This window comes from Marivirga sp., assembly GCF_035704835.1.
Classification (GTDB): domain Bacteria; phylum Bacteroidota; class Bacteroidia; order Cytophagales; family Cyclobacteriaceae; genus Marivirga.
In genome coordinates, this window is sequence record NZ_DASSWQ010000062.1 from 21,415 (window position 1) to 42,830 (window position 21,416).

Below are 21,416 nucleotides of genomic sequence, written 5' to 3' on the forward strand. Positions count from 1 at the left end.
ACAAAATAGTACTCAATGGCTCGATTTAATCTTGATAATAAATATAAAGCGATAGTAATCGGAGGATCTGCAGGAAGTTTCCAGGGAATAACACAAATTCTTTCTTCTATTCCAGCCGATTTCAGCTTACCTATTATCCTTTGTTTGCATAGACTAAAACACGTTCGAAATGGGTTTGTGGAGGCATTGTCTATAAAGAGTATTAAGCCAGTTGTAGAGCCCTTTGATAAAGAAAATATTAAAAGGGGGAAAGTTTATCTTGCTCCAGCAAACTATCACTTATCTATTGAGTTAGGCAACTCTATTGCACTTTCAACTGAGGAAATGTTTAATAACTCAAGACCATCAATTGATATTACTTTAGAAACAGCAGCTTATAATTATCGGGATAAATTAATTGGTATTTTATTATCTGGAGCCAATAAAGATGGTGCACTCGGGATGAAGCGAATAAAAGATAGAAAAGGGTTGACAATTATCCAAGATCCAGAAGAATGTATGATAGATACTATGCCAACAGCAGCAAGAAATATAACAGAGATTGACTACACTTTAAAAGTACAAGAGATTGTTCAGTTCCTCAACGAATTGGATAAATTATACAAATGATTTTTAATTTATTGCCTGAAAAGCAATACAATTATATATATTTGATGATGTTTGCATTATGATGTAAATGTTCTTTTTAAAATAAAAGCGATTGAAAATTGGAATGAAAATGTTAATTAAATTTGCTTACATTTTGTAGGCTAAGTCAATACTGATTGAGCACATTTATTCCACGGAAGTATTCATTTATGAAAGCACTATACAAAAATTTAGCACTTATCACTTCTTTGCTTTTTACCTTAAGTATCATAGGGTTAGCGTATTATCTTTTCATATTCCCTGAAAGAATTGCTAATGAAACACACCTCATTAGTCTTTCCGAAGTTTCTGAATTGAAACCAGTGTTGGATGAACTGTATATTTTTAGTGGGGTATCTATTCTTTTAGGGTTTGTTTCTATCTTATTACATCTTTTTAATAGAAATAATGAGGATGAAAATAATGTCGTTTATATTGAAAAATTCAAAGAGAAAAAAGATTCTAGTGACTCACAAAACAAAAAAGAAGGGGATGCAAATATAGATGCTGAACTGACCGATATTAATACTAAGATTAAAAAGGAGTCTTCTAGTAAAGTCAAAGCTGAAAAATTGCTTTCATATCTAGCAAATCAGCTTGAGGCTAGCCAAGCGGCAATTTATGTAACAGAACGGGAAGATAATAAAAACATCATTTCATTATTTGCTTCATATGCCTTTGTATTACCTGAAAGCCAAACAATTTCATATGAATTTGGAGAAGGCTTAGCGGGACAAGTAGCCAAAGAAAAGAAACTAATAAATATCTCAGATATACCAAAAGGCTACATTAAAATATTATCAGGGCTAGGGGAGTCTGACCCAGCGCATCTATTACTATGCCCTATTATGAAGGATGAAAAAATATTAGGAGTAGCAGAGATTGCATCTTTTAAGGCTTTTAACAAATCTCATGAAGTTTTAGTGGAAAAATCATTGACATTGTTAGCTAATGATTTGGATAAAAAACAACAAAAAGAAACAGAGAATAAATAATTCATTTTTTCGTATCAAAGAATTCAATATGTTTAAAAACATAAAAATCGGGACTAAAATTACGGCAATTCTACTTTTTGTAGTATTGGTAAGTGTTATAACCGTAAGTTTTATTACCTATAACATGAATCGAGATTCAATTGAAAAGTTGAATTTTGATAAATTGATGTCGCATACCTCTAAAAAAGCAGATAAAATTGATGACCTGTTTCAAGGGATTCAGAATAATGCGAATCACATTTCCGGTCTATTATCCATTCAATCAGGTATTAGGAAATATCAAGCAGAAGATACTACCATCAATTTAGATAGCTTAAAAACTGCAACCTTATATATAATGGAAGCAGATTTAAGATCTTTTGTTGAGAACTATCCTATTGATGCAATTTTATTGACTAGTTTGAATGGAGAGATAATTTTTAATTCGAATAAAGCAATTGAAGACCTTGCAGTTGGAGAAAATCTAAAGGATATAGATGAGGATTTTTATAACTTATCTATTACCTCTGCGCATTTTAGTAAGCCTGAACAGTTTGGTGAAAGTGAATTAATGTTATTCGGCATGCCTCTTATTGATGACTACAATAGCTTATCAGGCTTACTAGTTTTAGTAAAGAACATGGAGTCTGTTTATGAAATTGTAAATTCAAATCCAACTGATTTCAAGTCTTTCGAAAGTATTTTAACTGCCCAAGAAGACAATAAAGCTTTATTTCTATCTTCACTCAAGCAAGTAGAAGATAGTTTAGCACCCGCATCTGTTACCATAAAGGAGAATTCATCTGTAGGCGTACAAAAGGCAGCATTAGGTGAAACAGGCTATGCTAAAGATGTAAATTATAATAATATAGAGGTTTTATCTGCTTGGAGTGCCATACCAACAGTAGGCTGGGGAATTGCATCAAATGTTAACGAATCAGAAGTAAAAGAGCAATTAGGTGGACTTGTTAAAAAGTTTATTTATACTGGCATGATTATTTTAATTCTGTCCCTAATTATTTCAATTATTTTCTCCAAAGTACTGTTGAATCCAATACTTTCATTAAAAGAGACATTGAAATTATTAGGGAAAGGAATTTTACCTAATAATGTCCCTAAAAAGTCAGACGATGAAATTGGTGAAATGGCTTTAATTCTTGATGGTTATGTATCATCTCTAAAGAATACAGCCAATTTTGCAAAACAAATAGGAGAGGGAGATTTCAAGGCTGATTTCAAGCCCATTTCTAATGAGGATACCTTAGGTAACTCTTTAATAAACATGAGGAATTCTATTCAGCAAGCTGAAAAAAGAGATAAAGAGCGAAATTGGATTGTAACTGGTGTTGCTGAAATAGGAGAAATTTTAAGAAGCAATGATGATTTAGAGCAGTTAGGTGATGAAATATTAATGTATGTCACCAAGAAAATTGATGCTATTCAAGGCGCATTTTATGTGCTGAATGATGATGATTCAGATAATTACTATTTGGAAATGAAATCAAGTTATGCATACAATAAAAAGAAATATTTAAAAGCACAATTTAAATTCGCTGAAGGATTAGTTGGACAATCTGCCATAGAGCAAGACACTTTATTAAGAACAGAAATTCCTTATGATTATGTGAGTGTAACCTCTGGATTATTAGGAGACCAAAGACCTAGTTCTATTTTGATTGTTCCATTAATTACAGATGAAAAAGTTTATGGAGTATTAGAATTTGCAGGTTTCCATAAGTTTGATTCAAGTCAGGTTAAATTTGTGGAAGAAATCAGCTTAATTATTGCCAGAACGGTCTTCAATATAAAAGTAAATGAGAGAACGCGTAAGCTTTTGGCAGAATCTCAAACGATGAGTCAGGAGCTGCAAGAACAGCAGGAGGTTTTAAGACAGAATGCAGAGGAGATGGAAGCAACTCAGGAAGAGTTGAAACGAACCAATCAGCGTTTAGAAGATCAGATAGAAGAAGTAAATCGTACCCAGAAACGTATGCAGTTATTACTAGAAAATGCTTCTGAGGTAATCACCATTTATGAGAAAGATGGGATAGTTCGATATATTTCTCCTTCAGTAGAAAAGATTTTAGGATACAGACAAGAAGATATCATAGATACTACTGAGCTGGATAAAGTGCATCCAGATTCTCGGGATGAAGTGCATAAGCAATTCTTGCATTTGGTAGATCATCCTGAAGAGTCGATTACCATGCAGCATCAATATTTGAATAGTAATAATGAATATGTGTGGGTTGAGGTTACGGGTTCAAACCAATTGGAAGATCCAGCAATTCAAGGAATTATCTTTAATACCAGAGATATTACAGAAAGAAGACGTGCCGAACAAGAGGAGCGCATGAGAAGTAAAATGCAAGCTTTATCTGAGAACTCTATCGATTTAATTACACGAATTGATAACGAAGGTAAGTTCTTTTATGTAAACCCAATGATTGAACGATATACGGGTAAACGACCTGATCAGGTAATTCAAAAAGGATTACATGAGGCAGATATTGAACCAAAAATTGTGCAGGCATGGGCTCAATTATTAGATAAAGTAAGAGAAAAGAATGAAAAGGTCACCGAAGAAGTAGATTTTCCTTCAGAAATGGGTGACCGCGTAATGCAGGTAAATGCTATTCCTGAATATGATGAAGAAAAAGTATTAGAATCTATTTTAGTAGTTTCTCATGATATCACGGATAGAAAGTTAATTGAACTAGAGATTGCGAGTAAGAATAAGAAAATTACCGAGTCAATTAATTATGCGAAACGTATTCAAGGTGCAATTCTTCCTAATAACCAAGTAATTAGACAGCAATTACCTGATTCATTTATTCTTTACAAAGCGAAAGATGTGGTGAGTGGTGATTTCCCATGGTATATTGAAGTGGATGATGCTATCTACATCGCTGCGGTTGATTGTACAGGTCATGGTGTGCCGGGTGCATTAATTTCATTAATAGGTTACTTCTTGCTGAATGATATTGTAAGGTCGCAGAAAATTAGTGATCCAGGTTTGATTTTAGATATGTTAGATGCCGGAGTTACCTCAACGCTCAGACAAGATCAGGATGACTCTACTACTAAGGACGGAATGGATATTGCTTTCTGTAAAATAGATAAGAAAAAGAATCAAATTGAATATTCAGGAGCTCATCGTCCATTGTATTATTTACATGCAAATGGAGAATTGGATGAGATTAAAGGTAATAAGTTTCCAATTGGAGGCGGTATATACCGAAATCAAACGAATTTCGATAATCATAAAATTAAGTACAAAGCGGGAGATTCAGTATTCTTCTGTTCAGATGGTTTCCCTGATCAATTTGGAGGACCACAAAACAGAAAATTTGGACCTAAGCGCTTAAGAGAGATAATAGTCGATAACCATGGTAAATCTATGGATGAAATGCATCTTATATTTGATGAAGCTTGGGAAACCTGGAAAGCAGATTACAAACAAACTGATGATGTTTTACTAATCGGGATTAGATTTTAACTGGGAAAAGTTTAATTATAAATAAAATTATTTAATTTAAGGCTTGAATTGAATTGGGCTATAATTTGAAACGGCTTATTAACCTAATAACAACATGAAGTATATTTACGACCTACATAAAACCATGCTGTCCAGAAACCTAATATTGGTTTATGAGGGGGAATTTACCCAAGAAATCACTAAATCAGTTTTAGCGATGGCAGAAAGAAACATGGATTCTATGGGTGAAGAGTCAAGCATAAAGCGAAAAGTATTTAACGTAATGGTTGAGTGCTTACAAAACATTGTTAAACATTCGGATGATTTTAATCCCCTTTCAGCTAAAAGAAATGCGGCAATTTTTATAATTGGAAAAGAGGACGATCGCTATATTGTAACTAGCGGGAATCCTGTAGATACTGAAGCTGCAGAAGCTTTGAAGAAAAGAATAGACGAAATTAATACACTTGATAAAGATGGTTTAAAGTCTATGTATAAAGACATTATTAAATCAAACAGTCTTTCTAACAAAGGTGGCGCAGGTCTGGGTTTTGTAGATATGGCAAGAAAATCAGGTCAAAAATTAGAGTATGATTTTGAAGAAATGGGTGAAGGATTTCACTTCTTTTCTTTAACCACTACTATTTTAAGATTTTAAAATCTAAATTTTAGTTTAACTTATAAATTTAAAACATAAAATTAAATATGGAAATCATTAACCTTGAAGGAACAGAGGATACCCCAAAAATATTATTAGATAAAGGAAATGGCATATTTGAAATTTCTGGACGTTCATTACCAGAAGACTCAGCCGAGTTTTATCAGCCAATATTAGATTGGATTTCTGCCTACGGTGAGGATCCCAATCCAAAAACTTTGTTTACGTTCAAATTAGAGTATTTTAACACGGCTTCATCTAAATTGATTCTTGATGTTTTGTCCTCATTAGAGGATATTGATGGGGTATCAATAGATTGGTATTTCCATGAAGATGATGAAGATATGGAAGAGGCTGGAGAGGAATTTTCTGAATTAGTTGAAATTCCATTTGAATTTAAAACTTATTAATCCTGTCATTTTTTTTAAGGTCATGTTTTTAGCTTGGCCTTTTATTTTACCTAAAAGCCATAACCTTCTTTTTATATGAGTGAAGAGATACTCAAAGCCTTAACTCAATTATTTGGAATTATAACCAAACAAGATGGAGGAGCCACAGAAAAAGAAAGAAATTTCGTTATTGGTTTCTTTCAGCAAGAGCTTGACCAAGATTCTATTAAAGAATACTTGGAGTTATATGACAAATTAGTTGGATGGGGAGAAGAGCCAGAGGAAGAAGAAGAGGATGGGAAAGCCAAGAAAAAGAAACTTACCTCTGTTAGGGATTCCGTAAGAACTCTTGCAATTTGTAAGAAAATCAATAAAACCCTTACTCAAAAGCAAAAAGTAGTAGTACTTATTAAGCTTTTGGAAATGGTATCAGCCGATAAAAACTTTACTCCACAAAGAATGGAGATTATCGATACCGTTTCTAATGTGTTTAATATTGTAAAAGACGAGTTTAAATTAATTGAGAGTTTTGTCATAAAGCAAGAATCTGATGAATTAGATAAATTCGATGATATTCTAATTGTAAATGACGAAACTTCACAAGAAGATAATTTGCACGTTCATGCAGATATCAAAGGGGAAATACTTTTCTTAAATGTCCGAAGTGTCGATATGTATTTTGTTAAATACACCGGACATGAAGAAATTAACTTAAATGGTTTTATTATGAAAACAGATAGTGTTTATCTGTTTTCTCATGGTAGTACAATTAAAACTCCCAAAGGAGCTGCTTTATATTATTCTGAATTAATCAGGAAATTCCTTTCTGATGGAGAGCAAGTAAATCTATCTTTCAATGCCGAAGATATAGTATTACAGTTTCCAAATGGTGAACTGGGATTACGAAACGTGAACGTTTTTGAGGGACCCGGAGAACTTGTTGGGATCATGGGAGCTTCTGGTGCTGGAAAAACAACCTTGCTGAATGTCCTTGCGGGTATTCAGGCGCCAACAGAAGGATCTATCAAAATTAATGGACTAGATTTACATCAGGATAATGAACAGCTACAAGGAGTGATTGGATATGTTTCTCAAGATGATTTATTGATTGAGGAATTAACAGTTTATCAAAACTTATACTATAACGCCAAGCTTTGTTTTGCGAAAATGACTGAGGAAGAAATTCATAAAAGAGTTATGGATACCTTAGAAAATTTAGGATTGGAGGCACGGAAAGATTTAAGAGTAGGAGGCGTATTAGACAAAACCATTTCCGGAGGACAACGAAAGCGATTAAATATTGCCTTAGAATTAATCAGGGAACCAGCCGTGATGTTTGTTGATGAACCAACTTCTGGCTTATCTTCCAGAGACTCTGAAAATGTTATTGATCTATTAAAAGAATTAACCTTAAAAGGGAAATTAATATTTGTAGTGATTCATCAGCCGTCATCGGACATCTATAAAATGTTCGATAAGATGATTATAATGGATACTGGAGGGTTCCAAATTTTTTATGGTCATCCAATTGAAGCGGTTACTTATTTTAAGAAAACGACCAATCAGGTTGATGCCGATAGAGGAGTTTGCCCGACTTGTGGTAATGTCAATCCAGAACAGATATTCAATATAATTGAAGCAAAAGTTGTTGATGAATATGGCCAATTAACCAATAAACGAAAAATAAATCCAAGTCAGTGGAGAGATTTTTATCATGAAAGTTTCGACCATAAGCGAGTTACGGATGAAGAAGAAGCACCTCCTTCCACCTTATCCATTCCTAATAAACTTAAGCAAACTGTAATATTTACAATCAGAGATACGCTTTCAAAGTTAAGTAATAAGCAATATTTATTGATTAATTTATTAGAAGCGCCTTTCTTAGCCTTACTTTTAGCTTTTATTATAAAGTATAAAAGTGCTCCTACTGGGAATGAATATTTATTTAGGTTCAATGATAATTTGCCAGCATTTTTATTAATGAGCATAATTGTAGCACTTTTTATGGGGCTAACAGTAAGTGCTGAGGAAATCATTAGAGATAGAAAAATACTTAAAAGGGAGTCTTTTCTTGACCTTAGTTGGAATAGTTATCTGCTTTCTAAAATCACAATTTTATTTACATTGTCGGCCATACAAACCTTGACTTATGTGATTATAGGAGTTTTGGTCTTGGAAATTAAGGATGCAACATTAAGTATGTGGGCTATTTTATTTACTACTTCATGTTTTGCTAATGTGCTGGGATTAAATGTGAGCTCTGCCTTTAAGTCTGCTGTTACAGTTTATATTTTAATACCGCTATTGCTTATTCCTCAAATGATTTTGAGTGGACTTTTATTTAGTTTTGATAAGTTAAATGATTTTATCAGCACTAAAGGCAAAGTACCAGTGGTAGCGGATTTAATGACTTCCAGATGGGCTTATGAAGCTTTAGCAGTTGATATGTTTAAGAATAACAGTTATCAGGAATATTTCTATGATATTGAATCAGTTGAAAAAACAGCAGATTTTAAATCCTCTTTTTTAACTAAAAAGATTAGGGAGAAATTAAGAGTTATTGAAAATAATTTAGAATCAAATGATCCTAAAGCACTAGAAGAAATTGAATATTCAACAACTATTATTTATAATGCATTAGAGAAGGAGCCATTCAAAGGTAGCTTAGAACATACCGATTTAAAAGAATTATTGAATCCAGAAACGATTAATCAAGAGAAAATCAATAGAATTTCTACTTATGTCGATCAGTTGAGAGATCATTATATTAATGAATTTAATCTTGCTGTAAAAAAGAAAGAAACATTACAGTTTCATTTAGAAAATGATTCATCTTATCAATTTAATTTAAATGATGCCAAAGATAAATATTTTAATGAAAGTCTGTCTGATTTAGTTCGAAACCTTACGGTAGAAGATCGGGTGATTGAATTTAAAGGTCAATTAATTCAACAAATTGACCCAGTATTTAACAAACCAGAGGTACCAGATAATCCATTGAATTATAGGACTCATTTTTTTGCACCAGAAAAGTATTTTGCAGGAACATATATTGATACATTTTATTTTAATATAATTGTAATATGGTTCATGTCCTTAATTTTATACATCACCTTGTATTTTGAACTATTTGGAAAACTCATTAGGGTTTTCGGTAATATTAAATTCGGCAAAAAGGAATCGTAAGTAATTAAGATTGTCTTTAATTTTCGAAAAAAACGAACAGATTAGAAATTGAAAAATTGAAGATTTAAAAAATGAGAATTTGTATTAACTAAGGGAATTTCTATTTTTGTTATGATAAAAAATATTTTTATGAAAAACATACTTTTGGGATTGAGCATTTTATTGACAGTCCTAGCCTGTGAATCAAAGAAAAAACCTTCAGCAGATGAAATTTCTGGTATTTTGGACTCGGTAAAGATCGAAGAACCTTCCATTTCTGAAGATGTAATTTCTGATATTATCCAGCAGATCCCTTCACCATTAGAGATTTCTACCCTATTGAAGGAATCTGAAACTAAATATGATAAGGGTTACTTAAATGACCCTGAAAAAATTTCTGATTATAATAGTAATTATAAAAAGGCTTTAGCTTTAGGTGTTTATGGTACAGATTTAGGCTATTCTAATATTTATGAGCAAAATCAGGATGCCTTATTTTATTTGAATTCTATTAAATCTTTGGCCGATGATTTAAGTATAGGTCAATTTTTTGATATTGGAACTATTAAGAGATTGGCGACTAATAGTAAAAACTTAGACTCTCTTCTTTTAATTACAACCAAGAATTTCAACAACATCAATAATTATTTGCAAGAACAGAACCGTTCAAATTTGAGTATTTTATTGTTGTCTGGGGGATGGCTTGAAGCACTTTATATTGTATCTAGAGTTTCAGAGAAAAATCCTGAAAATGAGAAATTAAAAGAGACCATTGCAGAACAAAAAATAATAATGGATAATGTAGTTTTATTGATGTCTTTCTATAAAGATAATGACCCTAATATCAGGCAGTTATCTGAAAGGTTTACTAAGCTTCAAGAAGAATTTAATAAAATTGAAATTAAGACCGTTTACCGTGAACCTACCTATGAAGTAGTGGATGGCATGCTTGTTGTTAAGGATAATAGTACAAGTGAAATTATTATGGATGATGAAATTATCAATACCATAAGACAACAGGTTTACGAAATAAGAGAGAACATTATTAACTAAGAATTTATATGAAAAAGCTAATCTTCGCATTAGGAATATTATTTTTTACAACATCTGTTCAGCAGGCTTTTGCTCAATGTAATACTGAGAAACATGTGGAGGCATGTATTCCTAAACTATCTTCTGGCTTTACTTTCTTGAAAAGTTATAATATTGATGGTCAAGGTGGTGCCAAACAAAAAGTAGAATATTCCTATGTTTTCACCAAAGGAGCTACTTATCAAATAATGATTTGCAATGATGGACAGTCTACGGATGGAATTGTATTGACTTTATATGATTCAAATAGAAATACAGTGGCTTCCACTATGTATGAAGGATCAACTTTATCAAGTATTGCCTTTCCATGCCAAGTGACGGGTATTTATTATATTACGTTTACATTCGAGGGTAGCACTAACTATTGTGGAGGTAGTGTATTAGGATTTAAGCGCTAAGAACTAATTTTCTTATTTACATATAATTTATAAAGCAGGTTTTACCTGCTTTTTTTGTTCCCTATTTTTATCAGGTTTTACTTTTGTCTATGCGAAATACAATAAAGATTCAACATAGTGCTATTTATCATCAGAGTGCGGCTATTTCATCATCTACCAAAGAAATTTGGTTTGTATTACATGGATACGGTCAACTCCCTCAATATTTTATACGAAAATTTAAGGAAATTGCTAATAATGAAAGAGTAATTATTGCACCAGGTGGGCTTTCTCGTTTTTATCTGGACGGCTTCGCAGGTAGAGTAGGAAGTACTTGGATGACTAAGGAGGAACGATTGATTGATATTGAAAACTATATCATTTATCTAAATTCGGTAGCTAATGAAGTGCTTAGCGAGGCAACTTCACATATTAGGGTTACTTTGCTAGGTTTTTCTCAGGGTTCTGCAACTGTATGCAGATGGGCTGAGAAACTGGATTTTGACTTTGAAAAGTTGATTCTTCATTCTGGTGCTTTTCCTCCAGATATTGACTTTACAGACTTAGGAAATAAATTAAGAGCTAAAAAAGTTTATATGCTCCGTGGTAATGAAGATGAATTTATTAATGAAGATAGAAAAAGGGAACAAAAGGAATTAATTGACAAAATTGGAGTGTTTGTACACCAATCTGAATTTAAGGGGAAACATGATATTGATATTAACAGTATAAAAGAAATTATTAAACGACAGTAGTTTTTTGGGCAGAAGATGGAGATTTAACTACTTTATACTTTTTAAACCAACTATTTACCTTCATTTGGATTACACCAAAAATTGCTTCTTTAAATATTTTTTTAGACATTTTTGAGACACCCTTACTTCGATCAGTAAATATAATAGGGACTTCTTCTATTCCAAATCCATGTTTCCAAGCTGTAAATTTCATTTCAATCTGGAATGCATATCCAATGAATTTGATCTTATCGAGATTAATTGTTTCCAGAACTGATCTATGGTAACAAATAAAACCTGCCGTAGCATCATAAACTGGTAGTCCTGTGATGAAGCGAACATATTTACTTGCCAAGTAGGACATTAATACTCTACCCATTGGCCAATTCACAACGTTTACCCCTGTTTTATACCGTGAACCTATAGTGAGTTGAACTTCTTCTTTTTTACAAGCTTTCAATAATTCAATTAAGTCAAGCGGATTATGGGAGAAATCTGCATCCATCTCGAATATATACTGATAACCATTTTTCAAGGCATATTTAAAACCCTCAATGTAGGCAGTGCCTAGTCCTAATTTTCCGGCTCTTTGGATGATATGTAATTGATCTTTGTAATCTTTTTGCAATGAATGAACAACCTCAGCGGTCCCATCAGGAGAATTATCATCAATTATAAGAATTTCGAATTTTTGGTTTAATAGAAGTATGGCACGAATTATATCTTCTATATTTTCGCGTTCATTGTAAGTGGGTATGATAACTAAATTATCTTTCATATATCCTAATCAACTTCAAAACTATAAAATCTTTTCAGATATTGCCGTTCAATTAAAAAAAGAATTTAATGAGAATACATAAATGTGTTTTTTTAGACAGGGATGGAGTTTTAAATCAAGAAAGAGGAGATTATACATTTGTAGAAGCGGATTTTAAGATAATAGATGGTGTAAAGGAAAGTCTTGAAATTTTAAAGAAATCAGGTTTTTTATTAATCGTCATTACAAACCAAGCAGGTATAGCGAAAGGCATTTACACTCGAGATGATGTAATGAAATGTCATCGATTATTACAAAGCAAAACAGGCGATTTAATAGATGATATATATTTTAGCCCAAATCATCCGATTACATCCGAATCTTTGCTTAGAAAGCCTAATAGTCTTATGCTTGAAAAAGCCATGGCAAAGTGGGATATCGATCCAAATAAATCCTTTATGATAGGTGACTCTGTTCGTGATATACAAGCAGCTGAAAAAGCTGGTGTAAAAGGGATATTCGTAGGTAATAAGTCTGACGAAAAAACAACTGCATTCAAAGCGCAAGACTTACGAGATGCAGTTGATAAATTTATAATTGGTTAACCTTACAGATTTTTCATCAAAAGCTGATACTACTAAGGAGATTACCTATTGCGAATACGAGAATATTTCAAAGAATTGTCAACATCTGACAAACTAGATTTAAATTCCGGTATAGTTAAATGGCGTAATATCCTTTAATTCTTTTTTGATATTATCAGATACCTCTAGACTATCAATGAAATCAGCAATTGTCTTTTGTGTAATTTTTTCATTTTTCCGTGTCAAAGCTTTTAATGCTTCATAAGGTGCTGGATAAGCTTCTCTTCTCAATACGGTCTGGATAGCTTCAGCCACAACAGCCCAATTTTCAGTTAAATCATGTTCAATAGCGGCTGGGTTTAGCTCAAGTTTACCAAGCCCTTTTTTCAATGATTCGAATGCTATTAAACCGTGCGCAAGGGGAACTCCTATATTTCTTAAAACTGTAGAATCTGTTAAATCCCTTTGCAATCTTGAGATAGGGAGTTTTGCTGATAAGTGCTCGAAAACTGCATTTGCGATACCCAGGTTTCCTTCGGCATTTTCGAAATCAATCGGATTTACTTTATGTGGCATGGCAGAAGATCCTACTTCATCTTTATTAATTTTTTGCTTAAAGTAATTCATACTCACATATTGCCAAATATCTTTACTCAAATCCATTAAAATAGTATTCAAGCGCTTGAAGGAATCGAACCGAGCAGCTAGATGATCATAATGCTCAATTTGAGTTGTAGGTTCAGAGCGTTTCAGTCCTAAGTATTTTTTACAGAAGTTATTACCAAATGCTCTCCAATCTATTGCAGGATAAGCAACATGATGTGCATTAAAATTACCTGTAGCGCCACCAAATTTAGCCGCAAAAGGGATGTTTTGTTCTAATAAGAGTTGTTCAGCTAATCTCACTTCAAAAACTGAAATTTCTTTGCCTAAACGAGTAGGAGATGCTGGTTGACCATGTGTTTTGGCCAACATAGGAACCGCTTTCCATTCATTTGCATAGTGCGCTAATATGTTTTTTAATTCTTTTAAAAGCGGTAAATAAACGTTTTCAGTTGCATCTTTTAGAAGAAGGGGAGTGGCAGTGTTATTAATGTCTTGAGATGTTAAACCAAAATGAATAAACTCCTTTTGAGCACCAATACCTAAATCATCAAATTTTTGCTTCAGGAAATATTCTACAGCTTTAACATCATGATTGGTGGTTTTTTCAATTTTTTTAATTGCCAAAGCATCTTCTTCACTGAAGTTTGATGCTAATTCTCGCATTTTAGGAAAAAGCGATGGATCAACTTCTTTTAGCTGTGGTAATGGTAATTCGCATAGTGCAATAAAATATTCCACTTCTACGTGCACTCTATATTTAATTAATGCCCACTCTGAGAAATAAGGAGCAAGCGATTGGGTTTTATTTCTGTAGCGTCCGTCAACAGGACTAATTGCACTTAAAGTAGTTAAATCCATGATCTGTAAAAATTTAAAGGTGCAAAGATAGGAAATTTAAGTTTTAGAGGATTGACTTCAGCTTTTCATTTTCCTAAACCATTTCCAATCTGCGTAAAATGTACCAAAAGGAATTAATGAAGCCGCTAATGAAAACAGGGTTAGTTTTAATTTCCAGTTTTTTTTGATTGCTAAAAAGACGACTAATCCGCAGTATACAATAAATAGAACACCATGAGCCATGCCTACATAATAATTAGGTTTTGGCATTTCTAACAGATATTTTAATGGCATTGTAATACCTAAAAGTAAATACGAAATACCTTCTAAAATGGCGATTACTCTTAAATTATTAATCATTATGTGACTTTTATTATTGATTTACAAAGAAACTACTGCCACTTTTCTAAACCAATATTTTTCAAGTAATAAATCTGAAATTGATTAGGTGACTGAATTTTTATTTAACATTTTTGTGCATTAATTAACAAATTTACTTCAATGGAATTTAAAGGAAAAGTTATTGATATTCTGCCAGAAGAGAAAGGCCAGGGTAAAAATGGAGAATGGAGAAAACAGTCATATATTTTTGAAACGCTGGAGCAATATCCTAAGAAAGTTTGTGCAGAGGTTTGGGGTGATAAAATAGACGGTTTTAATATTCAAAAAGGTGAGGAGTTAAATGCTAAAATCAATATTGATAGCAGAGAGTATAATGGAAAATGGTATACAAATGTGAAAATTTGGGCTGTAGATAGAGCATCGGATGGAAATCTTGGTGGAGTGCCAAATGCTCAACAAGACTCCAGCTATCCTTCTAATTCGGGAAGTGCTGGCGGACCACAAGAAACACCACCGCCAAGTGAAGATGATGAACTACCTTTTTAAATTGTAAGTTTAGAAAGCAATAATATATAAGTTAATCTGTCAGGTTTTACTCTTTTGTAACCTGATGGATTAAAATTTTTATTTAATACCCTTTCTCAGTATTTACCAACAACTTACTGTCCTCTCCTGATTTTAAGGCCTCATATGCTAATTTAAAGCTTTGTTTTACATCTTCTAATAAAGTAATTCCAGATATGTGTGGGGTAACAATGCACTTTGGGTGTTCCCATAATTGGGAATCTTGTGATAATGGTTCTTCTTTAAATACATCCAAAACTGCTAGACGAATATATTTTTGGTCCAAAGCTTGAACTAAATCTTCTTCATTTACTGAATTTCCTCTACCAATATTTACGAAAAGTGCATTTTCCAATTTGGAGAAGAAATCTTTGTTAAATAAATTTTCTGTGCTTTTTGTGGCTGGAAGCGTATTAATGATGATAGAATTTGCCTCTAGGTTGGCTAAATCTAATTTCTCGAAAGAAATACATACGTCAAAGAATTCTTTATTTTTACCACTAGTGTTTATACCTACTATGTTTTTGACCATAGGTTGGAGCACTTGCGCAATGTCTGTACTGATATTTCCTGTTCCAAAGAAAATCACACTTTGTTTTGACAATGATTTTGGAACCACCTGATCCCATGTCTTACTTCTTTGATTGATTTTAAAAAGTTCGGTTTTGTTCAAATCCTGCAAAATGTAAGTCAAGCAATATTCGGACATCCTTTGACCCATTTTGCCTTTGGTTTTTGTTAACACGCAATCTTCAGGAAGGTTTAACTTCATAAAACTGTCAACTCCAGCTCCAAATGAATGAATCCATTTTAGATGACTAATATCCATTTTGGATAAAAAATTGAAACCGGCTACATAATCGGTCTCAGGCAGCAATTTTTCGATCTCTTCTTTAGTATTGGCAAGCAAGCAATTTAATTCTGGATATTCCTTTTTAATAAAAGCTTGAAATCCTTCAGCTAAATTACCGTATGTCAAAATATTTTTATTTGGCATATGTTTGTTTTAAGCTTTTGAGACTAAATTTCTAAAATTCGAAGGAGGAACTAATTCAAACTTCAAATGTTCACCACTGATTGGATGTTTAAGTTCCATTAAATTAGCATGTAAAGCAACTCTTCCAAGAGGGTTTTTGCTAGCAGTATATTTTTTATCCCCCGTTACTGGATAGCCATAATGTGCCATTTGCACTCTAATTTGATTCTTGAAACCTGTTTCCAATTTGAATTCGAGCATGGAATATGCATTGGTTTGCTTTAATAATTTAAAGTGAGTAATGGCTTCCGTGGCATTTTCAGGTGTATTCACAATAAAAACCTGATTGTTCTTATTGCTTCTCAAATAGTTTCTCAAAGTGTGAGACTTTTCCTTAATTTTACCTTCAACAATAGCTATATATTTTCTATCAATCACATATTCTTCCCAGGAATTCTGAAGTAATTCTTGGATTTTTTGACTTTTCGCAAAAAGTAGGATGCCTGAAGCTTCTCTTTCTAATCGGTGAATGATGTAAACTTTAATGCGTGGATCGATTGCTTCCATATGCTCTTTCAATATTTGGACAGCATTTTTCTTCTTTTCTTTAAGGGAAGCAACAGATAGAAGCCCAGCTTCCTTCTCTATTACTATCAAATCTTGATCCTCATAAAGTATATTCAGTTTCTGAAGTTTTACTTTTTTTGATGGTTTCGACCAATTAATCTGAATTTCATCTCCTTTTTTTAGTGGATGATTAAATTGTGTGATAACATCTCCATTGATTCGAATCTGCCCTCCGCTCATTACTTGTTTTAGTAATGGTTTTTTTTTGTTGGGATAGGTGGTTATAAGATGCTTCAATAATTCATCATCTTTTTGAATTATGTAGCTATTGAGTTCCTGGTTTACAGGGATTGATTTTTTGTCCATAATGTAAAATTCCGTATAAGAAATGACCTTTACAAATGAGAGGGGTCATTATCAACATAAAACCCTCTTAAATTTAGTTTAAGAGGGTTTTTATAATATTTTGCTCTGTTAAAATAATATTTAAGTATTTTAACCTTTAATTAATTCCAGTAAATAATCTTTCCCATCTAATTTTGCTGAAAAACGACTCATTAGGATCAATACTCATCCAAATGAAGAGTGCCTTACCTACTACGTGGTCTTTTGGTACAAATCCCCAATAACGACTATCCCATGAGTTGTGACGATTATCACCCATCATAAAGAAATAATCCTGAGAGAAAGTATATTCAGTTACTTCTTTCCCATCAATATATAATTTATCATCTTTTATTTGCACATCTTCTAAATGCTCATAATACCGAAGTATATCTCCATACATTAATAAATTTTCATGGTTTACAGAGATAGTTTGTCCTTCTTTCGGTACCTCAATTGGTCCATAAAAATCTTTATTCCAGCTGGTTTCTGGCGTTTTCGGGAAAGTAGCAGGATCCTCAATATTTGGCCCTGTACTTATAATTTGACCATTACTGTAGGTCGGTGAAAAGATAATCTCCTCTATAAAAGGAAGTTCTTTCATTTTTTCAATCTCTTCTGGCTCAGCATGAACTCGATAACCATAACCAGGCTCATACATTTTATCCCATATGTTGTAATCTTTAAAAACTCTATCACGGATTGTTTGATTGGTTTTTATAAAATAGCTGAATTGAATATCCTCTGGAACAAATGCTTTCTCATCATTTACGAAAAGTTCGGCATTTTTTATTTGAATTTTGTCACCAGGAATTCCAACACATCTTTTGATATAATATTCTCTTAAATCAATAGGATACTGAAGCTCTTCAGGATAATTGAAAACGACTGCATCATTTCTTTTAACTTCACTAAAACCAGGAAGTCTATATTGAGGTAGTTGTATCCAATCCAAATATGCTGGCACATCTTCGGTGCCATAAAATCTTCTATGGGTCAATGGAAGTTGTAACGGAGTCTTCGGGGTCCTAGGTCCATAATGCAATTTACTCACAAATAGATAGTCACCTACTAATAAAGTGCCTTCCATTGATGGAGTAGGGATTACAAAAGCCTCTAAAGTTGCCCATCTGATTAAAGTAGCTGCAATTACTGCAAAAACCAATGCATCTATCCATTCTCTAAGCTTAGATTTAGGTTTGGCTGGTTTTTTCTTTTTATTGAAAAATGGAATTTTCATTTTCTAAAGTTTTAAGAAGTCATCAATTTTAACTATTCCTTTTTGATCAGGAAGCCATTCGGCTACAAATACGGCACCTTGAACAAAACCATCTCTACTGTAAGCTTCATGTTCGATGCTAATTTGATCAACTTCTGATTTATATGTGATTTTATGTGTTCCCGGTATTTCGCCTATTCTTTCTGAAGTAATAGGAATTTCTCCTTCCTTGGTTTTGGCTTCATTTTTCCATGAGCTATAGTTGTCATGCTCATCAATAATGCCTTCCGCTAATGTGATGGCTGTTCCGCTAGGAGCATCTTTTTTGTGAGTATGATGAACTTCAATCATAGAAGGCTTATATTGACTTTGCGGATTCATCAGTTTAGCCAAAAATTTATTTAGTTTAAAGAATAAGTTTACACCTATGGAAAAATTCGAAGCATAAAGAAAAGTCCCATTATTTTCTTTACAAATTTTTTCTATTTCCGGCATTTTGTCTAACCAACCTGTGGTTCCTGATAAGATGGGTAAATTATGCTCTAGACAAAATTTAATATTTTCAAAAGCTGCATCCGGATGGGTGAATTCAATAGCAACATCAGCTTGTTCGGCCAGTGTGGGCATTAAAGTATCCTTAGCATCAACTGTTGCTACTAAGCTGTGACCTCTTTGGACGGCAAATTCTTCAATGGCTTTACCCATTTTTCCGTGACCAATTAAAAGTATTTTCATTTAAATCTAAAATTTAATGATAAGCCCGCCTGCATATTTTTATTTGGGCTACTTTGCAGACTTGGCTGTATGTTAATGCTTAAATCTTCATTAATGTCGAACTCTCTCAAATGGGCATCGACAGTTGCATCTACTATTTGTAAAATATAAAATAAACCAGATAGAATAATCCAATAATCTCTATCTCTTTTATAACTCTGAAGCTGTCTTTCGGTACGGTCTATATCAAATCCTAAATCAATGAAATCTTGAATTTCACCATTATTTGAATCATTACCATCTCTAAGGTTAAAGTTGATATTTCTAAAAAGAAGGTAATTCTGATGATTTTGTTTGATTTGGGATGCTGCAAAAGCACCTAGTGCATACACAATAGGTATTTTCCAATATTTCTCATTGTAAAACTGCCCCATGCCTGGAATAGCAGCAGAATACATAGCCGCTAATCTCGGTGAATGGATAGAATCTTCCATCTCAAAACTTTTAAATTCTCCTCTAATATTGTCCATCTGTATGAAAGTAGAATCTGTTTGTTCTATTTCCTGTCCATAAGAAATGGAAGCAAAAACTAAAAATGTGAGAAGGATTAGAATTTGACGCATCTTATAATTCGACTGAAAGGATATCTAAAATTCTGTTTAAATCATCTTTTGATAAAAATGGAATCTTAATTTCTCCTTTATTATTTTTATCGATTTTCATCCCAATTTTTGTACCAAAGTGTGAAGAAAGTTTACTTTGAACCTGTTTTGCTTCATATGGCATATCGGTTTTAGCTGGCTTCTCTTTTTCGGATGATTCTCCACTGGTCAATTCTCTAACCAATGCTTCCACTTTTCTTACCGATAAATCATCCTTTAGAATTCTTTTAAAAACATCGAGCTGCTTATCCACATCATCAATATTGATAATGGCACGAGCATGTCCCATGCTAATTCTTTTATCACGAATAGCTAATTGAATATCTGGTGGAAGCTTTAATAATCTTAAATAATTATTTACGGTAGTTCTATTTTTCCCAACTCGGTCGCCTAATTGCTCTTGCTTTAAATCACATTCAGTTAATAATCTTTGATAACTAAGCGCAATTTCAATTGAATTAAGATTTTCCCTCTGGATATTCTCAATCAATGCCATTTCCAGCATTTGCTGGTCATCAGCCATTCTGATGTATGCAGGAATGGATTTAAGGCCTGCTAACTTAGATGCTTGGGTTCTTCTTTCTCCTGAAATAAGCTGATAGCTGTCTTTGCTGAGCTTACGAACTGTAATGGGCTGAATTATACCTTGAACTTTGATAGATTCCGCTAATTCTTCTAAAGCTTGCTTATCAAAATCTGTTCGAGGTTGAAATGGATTCACCTCAATTTGTTCCAATGGAATTTCGTTTATAGAAGCTCCACTAGAGATATCGGTTATGTCTCTACCTTCTTTATTTGAAGATTTATTATCTGTGTTAGAGTCTTCTAAAAGAGCGCTTAAACCTCTTCCTAATGCTTTTCTCGGTTTCTTCGCCATCCGCTATTTTCCTAATCCGTTATTGTTAATAATTTCTTTTGCTAAATTTAAATAGCTTATTGCACCTTTGCTTTCTGCATCGTGTGCAATAGCTGGTAATCCAAAACTTGGAGATTCACTCAATTTAATATTTCTAGGAATCAAGGTTTCAAATACCATCTTGCTAAAGTGTTGTTTTACTTCATCCACCACCTGATTGGAAAGATTTAAACGCACGTCATACATGGTTAATAATATTCCCTCAATTTCCAAATCTTTATTCAAACGTGTCTGAATAATCTTAATTGTATTGAGCAATTTACCTAGCCCTTCCAATGCAAAATATTCGCATTGCACAGGTATGATTACTGAGTCAGCAGCCGTTAGGGCATTAATGGTAATTAATCCTAAAGAAGGAGAGCAATCAATGATAATAAAATCATATTTTTTTCGCACTTTTTTAAGTGCATCACGCATTCTTTCTTCACGGTTTTTGATGTTCACCATTTCAACTTCCGCACCTACTAAATTGATGTGAGAAGGTAAAATATGCAAGTAATCTAGGTCAGTTTCCACTATGATGTCTTGAGCATCAACCTCATCTACCATACATTCATAAATACTGCTTTCGATTTCTTTTGGGTTGTAACCTATTCCAGAAGTAGAATTGGCCTGTGGGTCGGCATCAACAATCAGTGTTTTAAACTCTAAAGCAGCCAAACTTGCTGCAAGATTTATAGCTGATGTAGTTTTACCTACTCCTCCTTTTTGATTAGCAATTGCAATTACTTTACCCATATTTATTAAATTTTAGCTTTAAAAGTTTCTCAGTAAGCTGACTTTAGTTTGGTTGA

21 protein-coding genes are annotated in these 21,416 nt (G+C 33.0%); 11 read left to right on the forward strand and 10 right to left on the reverse strand.

Going from position 1 to position 21,416, the window contains the following annotated elements; all coding sequences use genetic code 11:
* Nucleotides 1–15 precede the first annotated feature (15 nt).
* The 9 genes from VFM92_RS09575 to VFM92_RS09615 all read left to right on the forward strand — a co-directional run bounded on the left by VFM92_RS09575 (nt 16) and on the right by VFM92_RS09615 (nt 11,515).
* Complete coding sequence (locus VFM92_RS09575; protein WP_325121993.1) at nt 16–609, forward strand: chemotaxis protein CheB; 594 nt, start codon at nt 16–18, stop codon at nt 607–609.
* 344 nt (nt 610–953) lie between these two features.
* Nucleotides 954–1,622 carry a GAF domain-containing protein gene (locus VFM92_RS09580; RefSeq protein ID WP_325121994.1) on the forward strand — a complete coding sequence of 223 codons (669 nt, stop codon included), beginning with the start codon at nt 954–956 and terminating at the stop codon, nt 1,620–1,622.
* Between the two features lie 28 nt (nt 1,623–1,650).
* Nucleotides 1,651–5,100: a PAS domain S-box protein gene (locus tag VFM92_RS09585; protein ID WP_325121995.1), complete on the forward strand. Its 3,450-nt coding sequence runs from the start codon at nt 1,651–1,653 to the stop codon at nt 5,098–5,100.
* A gap of 94 nt (nt 5,101–5,194) precedes the next feature.
* Entirely contained in the window at nt 5,195–5,737 is a 543-nt protein-coding gene (locus tag VFM92_RS09590) for a SiaB family protein kinase (RefSeq protein ID WP_325121996.1), read from the forward strand.
* 47 nt (nt 5,738–5,784) lie between these two features.
* Complete coding sequence (locus tag VFM92_RS09595) at nt 5,785–6,147, forward strand: DUF1987 domain-containing protein (protein ID WP_325121997.1); 363 nt, start codon at nt 5,785–5,787, stop codon at nt 6,145–6,147.
* Nucleotides 6,148–6,222: 75 nt separating this feature from the next.
* Nucleotides 6,223–9,312 carry an ATP-binding cassette domain-containing protein gene (locus tag VFM92_RS09600; RefSeq protein ID WP_325121998.1) on the forward strand — a complete coding sequence of 1,030 codons (3,090 nt, stop codon included), beginning with the start codon at nt 6,223–6,225 and terminating at the stop codon, nt 9,310–9,312.
* A 129-nt stretch (nt 9,313–9,441) separates the two neighbouring features.
* A complete protein-coding gene (locus tag VFM92_RS09605) occupies nt 9,442–10,344 on the forward strand; it encodes a hypothetical protein (protein ID WP_325121999.1) in 903 nt (300 codons plus the stop codon).
* Nucleotides 10,345–10,352: 8 nt separating this feature from the next.
* Nucleotides 10,353–10,781, forward strand: a complete 429-nt coding sequence (locus VFM92_RS09610; protein ID WP_325122000.1) for a hypothetical protein — start codon at nt 10,353–10,355, stop codon at nt 10,779–10,781.
* Between the two features lie 89 nt (nt 10,782–10,870).
* Nucleotides 10,871–11,515 (forward strand): phospholipase, encoded by a 645-nt coding sequence (locus tag VFM92_RS09615; protein WP_325122001.1) that lies wholly within the window; start codon nt 10,871–10,873, stop codon nt 11,513–11,515.
* On the opposite strand, the gene VFM92_RS09620 is transcribed toward VFM92_RS09615, so the two are convergent.
* Nucleotides 11,502–12,272 carry a polyprenol monophosphomannose synthase gene (locus tag VFM92_RS09620; RefSeq protein WP_325122002.1) on the reverse strand — a complete coding sequence of 257 codons (771 nt, stop codon included), beginning with the start codon at nt 12,270–12,272 and terminating at the stop codon, nt 11,502–11,504. The genes VFM92_RS09615 and VFM92_RS09620 overlap by 14 nt on opposite strands.
* A 68-nt stretch (nt 12,273–12,340) precedes the next feature.
* Between VFM92_RS09620 and VFM92_RS09625 the strand changes: the two genes are divergently transcribed.
* Complete coding sequence (locus tag VFM92_RS09625) at nt 12,341–12,856, forward strand: HAD-IIIA family hydrolase (RefSeq protein ID WP_325122003.1); 516 nt, start codon at nt 12,341–12,343, stop codon at nt 12,854–12,856.
* Between the two features lie 99 nt (nt 12,857–12,955).
* Here VFM92_RS09625 and purB read toward each other — a convergent pair whose 3' ends face one another.
* Nucleotides 12,956–14,299 carry an adenylosuccinate lyase gene (purB, locus tag VFM92_RS09630; protein ID WP_325122004.1) on the reverse strand — a complete coding sequence of 448 codons (1,344 nt, stop codon included), beginning with the start codon at nt 14,297–14,299 and terminating at the stop codon, nt 12,956–12,958.
* 57 nt (nt 14,300–14,356) lie between these two features.
* A complete protein-coding gene (locus tag VFM92_RS09635) occupies nt 14,357–14,638 on the reverse strand; it encodes a DUF3817 domain-containing protein (protein ID WP_325122005.1) in 282 nt (93 codons plus the stop codon).
* A 141-nt stretch (nt 14,639–14,779) separates the two neighbouring features.
* On the opposite strand from VFM92_RS09635, the gene VFM92_RS09640 reads away from it, so the two are divergent.
* A complete protein-coding gene (locus tag VFM92_RS09640) occupies nt 14,780–15,166 on the forward strand; it encodes a DUF3127 domain-containing protein (protein ID WP_325122006.1) in 387 nt (128 codons plus the stop codon).
* Between the two features lie 82 nt (nt 15,167–15,248).
* On the opposite strand, the gene VFM92_RS09645 is transcribed toward VFM92_RS09640, so the two are convergent.
* The 7 genes from VFM92_RS09645 to VFM92_RS09675 form a co-directional block, all read right to left on the reverse strand.
* Nucleotides 15,249–16,181, reverse strand: coding sequence for a D-2-hydroxyacid dehydrogenase (locus tag VFM92_RS09645; protein ID WP_325122007.1), 933 nt, complete (start codon nt 16,179–16,181; stop codon nt 15,249–15,251).
* Between the two features lie 9 nt (nt 16,182–16,190).
* Nucleotides 16,191–17,093, reverse strand: a complete 903-nt coding sequence (locus VFM92_RS09650; protein ID WP_325122008.1) for an RluA family pseudouridine synthase — start codon at nt 17,091–17,093, stop codon at nt 16,191–16,193.
* Between the two features lie 136 nt (nt 17,094–17,229).
* Nucleotides 17,230–18,351, reverse strand: a complete 1,122-nt coding sequence (gene lepB / locus VFM92_RS09655) for a signal peptidase I (protein ID WP_325122009.1) — start codon at nt 18,349–18,351, stop codon at nt 17,230–17,232.
* A 3-nt stretch (nt 18,352–18,354) separates the two neighbouring features.
* On the reverse strand, nt 18,355–19,065 hold the full coding sequence (gene dapB, locus VFM92_RS09660; RefSeq protein ID WP_325122010.1) for a 4-hydroxy-tetrahydrodipicolinate reductase: 711 nt from the start codon (nt 19,063–19,065) through the stop codon (nt 18,355–18,357).
* Nucleotides 19,062–19,667: a DUF5683 domain-containing protein gene (locus VFM92_RS09665; protein WP_325122011.1), complete on the reverse strand. Its 606-nt coding sequence runs from the start codon at nt 19,665–19,667 to the stop codon at nt 19,062–19,064. Before VFM92_RS09665 ends, dapB begins: the two co-directional genes overlap by 4 nt.
* A 1-nt stretch (nt 19,668) precedes the next feature.
* Nucleotides 19,669–20,583 (reverse strand): ParB/RepB/Spo0J family partition protein, encoded by a 915-nt coding sequence (locus VFM92_RS09670; protein WP_325122012.1) that lies wholly within the window; start codon nt 20,581–20,583, stop codon nt 19,669–19,671.
* Between the two features lie 3 nt (nt 20,584–20,586).
* Nucleotides 20,587–21,360, reverse strand: coding sequence for an AAA family ATPase (locus tag VFM92_RS09675; protein WP_325122013.1), 774 nt, complete (start codon nt 21,358–21,360; stop codon nt 20,587–20,589).
* Nucleotides 21,361–21,416: the final 56 nt, after the last annotated feature.

What these genes read in the sequence shown, in the direction of transcription:
- VFM92_RS09575 (WP_325121993.1), top strand. Translation starts at nt 16, where the DNA reads ATGGCTCGATTTAATCTTGATAATAAATATAAAGCGATAGTAATCGGA.
- VFM92_RS09585 (WP_325121995.1), top strand. Translation starts at nt 1,651, where the DNA reads ATGTTTAAAAACATAAAAATCGGGACTAAAATTACGGCAATTCTACTT.
- VFM92_RS09590 (WP_325121996.1), top strand. Translation starts at nt 5,195, where the DNA reads ATGAAGTATATTTACGACCTACATAAAACCATGCTGTCCAGAAACCTA.
- VFM92_RS09595 (WP_325121997.1), top strand. Translation starts at nt 5,785, where the DNA reads ATGGAAATCATTAACCTTGAAGGAACAGAGGATACCCCAAAAATATTA.
- VFM92_RS09600 (WP_325121998.1), top strand. Translation starts at nt 6,223, where the DNA reads ATGAGTGAAGAGATACTCAAAGCCTTAACTCAATTATTTGGAATTATA.
- VFM92_RS09605 (WP_325121999.1), top strand. Translation starts at nt 9,442, where the DNA reads ATGAAAAACATACTTTTGGGATTGAGCATTTTATTGACAGTCCTAGCC.
- VFM92_RS09610 (WP_325122000.1), top strand. Translation starts at nt 10,353, where the DNA reads ATGAAAAAGCTAATCTTCGCATTAGGAATATTATTTTTTACAACATCT.
- VFM92_RS09615 (WP_325122001.1), top strand. Translation starts at nt 10,871, where the DNA reads ATGCGAAATACAATAAAGATTCAACATAGTGCTATTTATCATCAGAGT.
- VFM92_RS09620 (WP_325122002.1), bottom strand. Translation starts at nt 12,272, where the DNA reads ATGAAAGATAATTTAGTTATCATACCCACTTACAATGAACGCGAAAAT.
- VFM92_RS09625 (WP_325122003.1), top strand. Translation starts at nt 12,341, where the DNA reads ATGAGAATACATAAATGTGTTTTTTTAGACAGGGATGGAGTTTTAAAT.
- purB (WP_325122004.1), bottom strand. Translation starts at nt 14,299, where the DNA reads ATGGATTTAACTACTTTAAGTGCAATTAGTCCTGTTGACGGACGCTAC.
- VFM92_RS09635 (WP_325122005.1), bottom strand. Translation starts at nt 14,638, where the DNA reads ATGATTAATAATTTAAGAGTAATCGCCATTTTAGAAGGTATTTCGTAT.
- VFM92_RS09640 (WP_325122006.1), top strand. Translation starts at nt 14,780, where the DNA reads ATGGAATTTAAAGGAAAAGTTATTGATATTCTGCCAGAAGAGAAAGGC.
- VFM92_RS09645 (WP_325122007.1), bottom strand. Translation starts at nt 16,181, where the DNA reads ATGCCAAATAAAAATATTTTGACATACGGTAATTTAGCTGAAGGATTT.
- VFM92_RS09650 (WP_325122008.1), bottom strand. Translation starts at nt 17,093, where the DNA reads ATGGACAAAAAATCAATCCCTGTAAACCAGGAACTCAATAGCTACATA.
- lepB (WP_325122009.1), bottom strand. Translation starts at nt 18,351, where the DNA reads ATGAAAATTCCATTTTTCAATAAAAAGAAAAAACCAGCCAAACCTAAA.
- dapB (WP_325122010.1), bottom strand. Translation starts at nt 19,065, where the DNA reads ATGAAAATACTTTTAATTGGTCACGGAAAAATGGGTAAAGCCATTGAA.
- VFM92_RS09665 (WP_325122011.1), bottom strand. Translation starts at nt 19,667, where the DNA reads ATGCGTCAAATTCTAATCCTTCTCACATTTTTAGTTTTTGCTTCCATT.
- VFM92_RS09670 (WP_325122012.1), bottom strand. Translation starts at nt 20,583, where the DNA reads ATGGCGAAGAAACCGAGAAAAGCATTAGGAAGAGGTTTAAGCGCTCTT.
- VFM92_RS09675 (WP_325122013.1), bottom strand. Translation starts at nt 21,360, where the DNA reads ATGGGTAAAGTAATTGCAATTGCTAATCAAAAAGGAGGAGTAGGTAAA.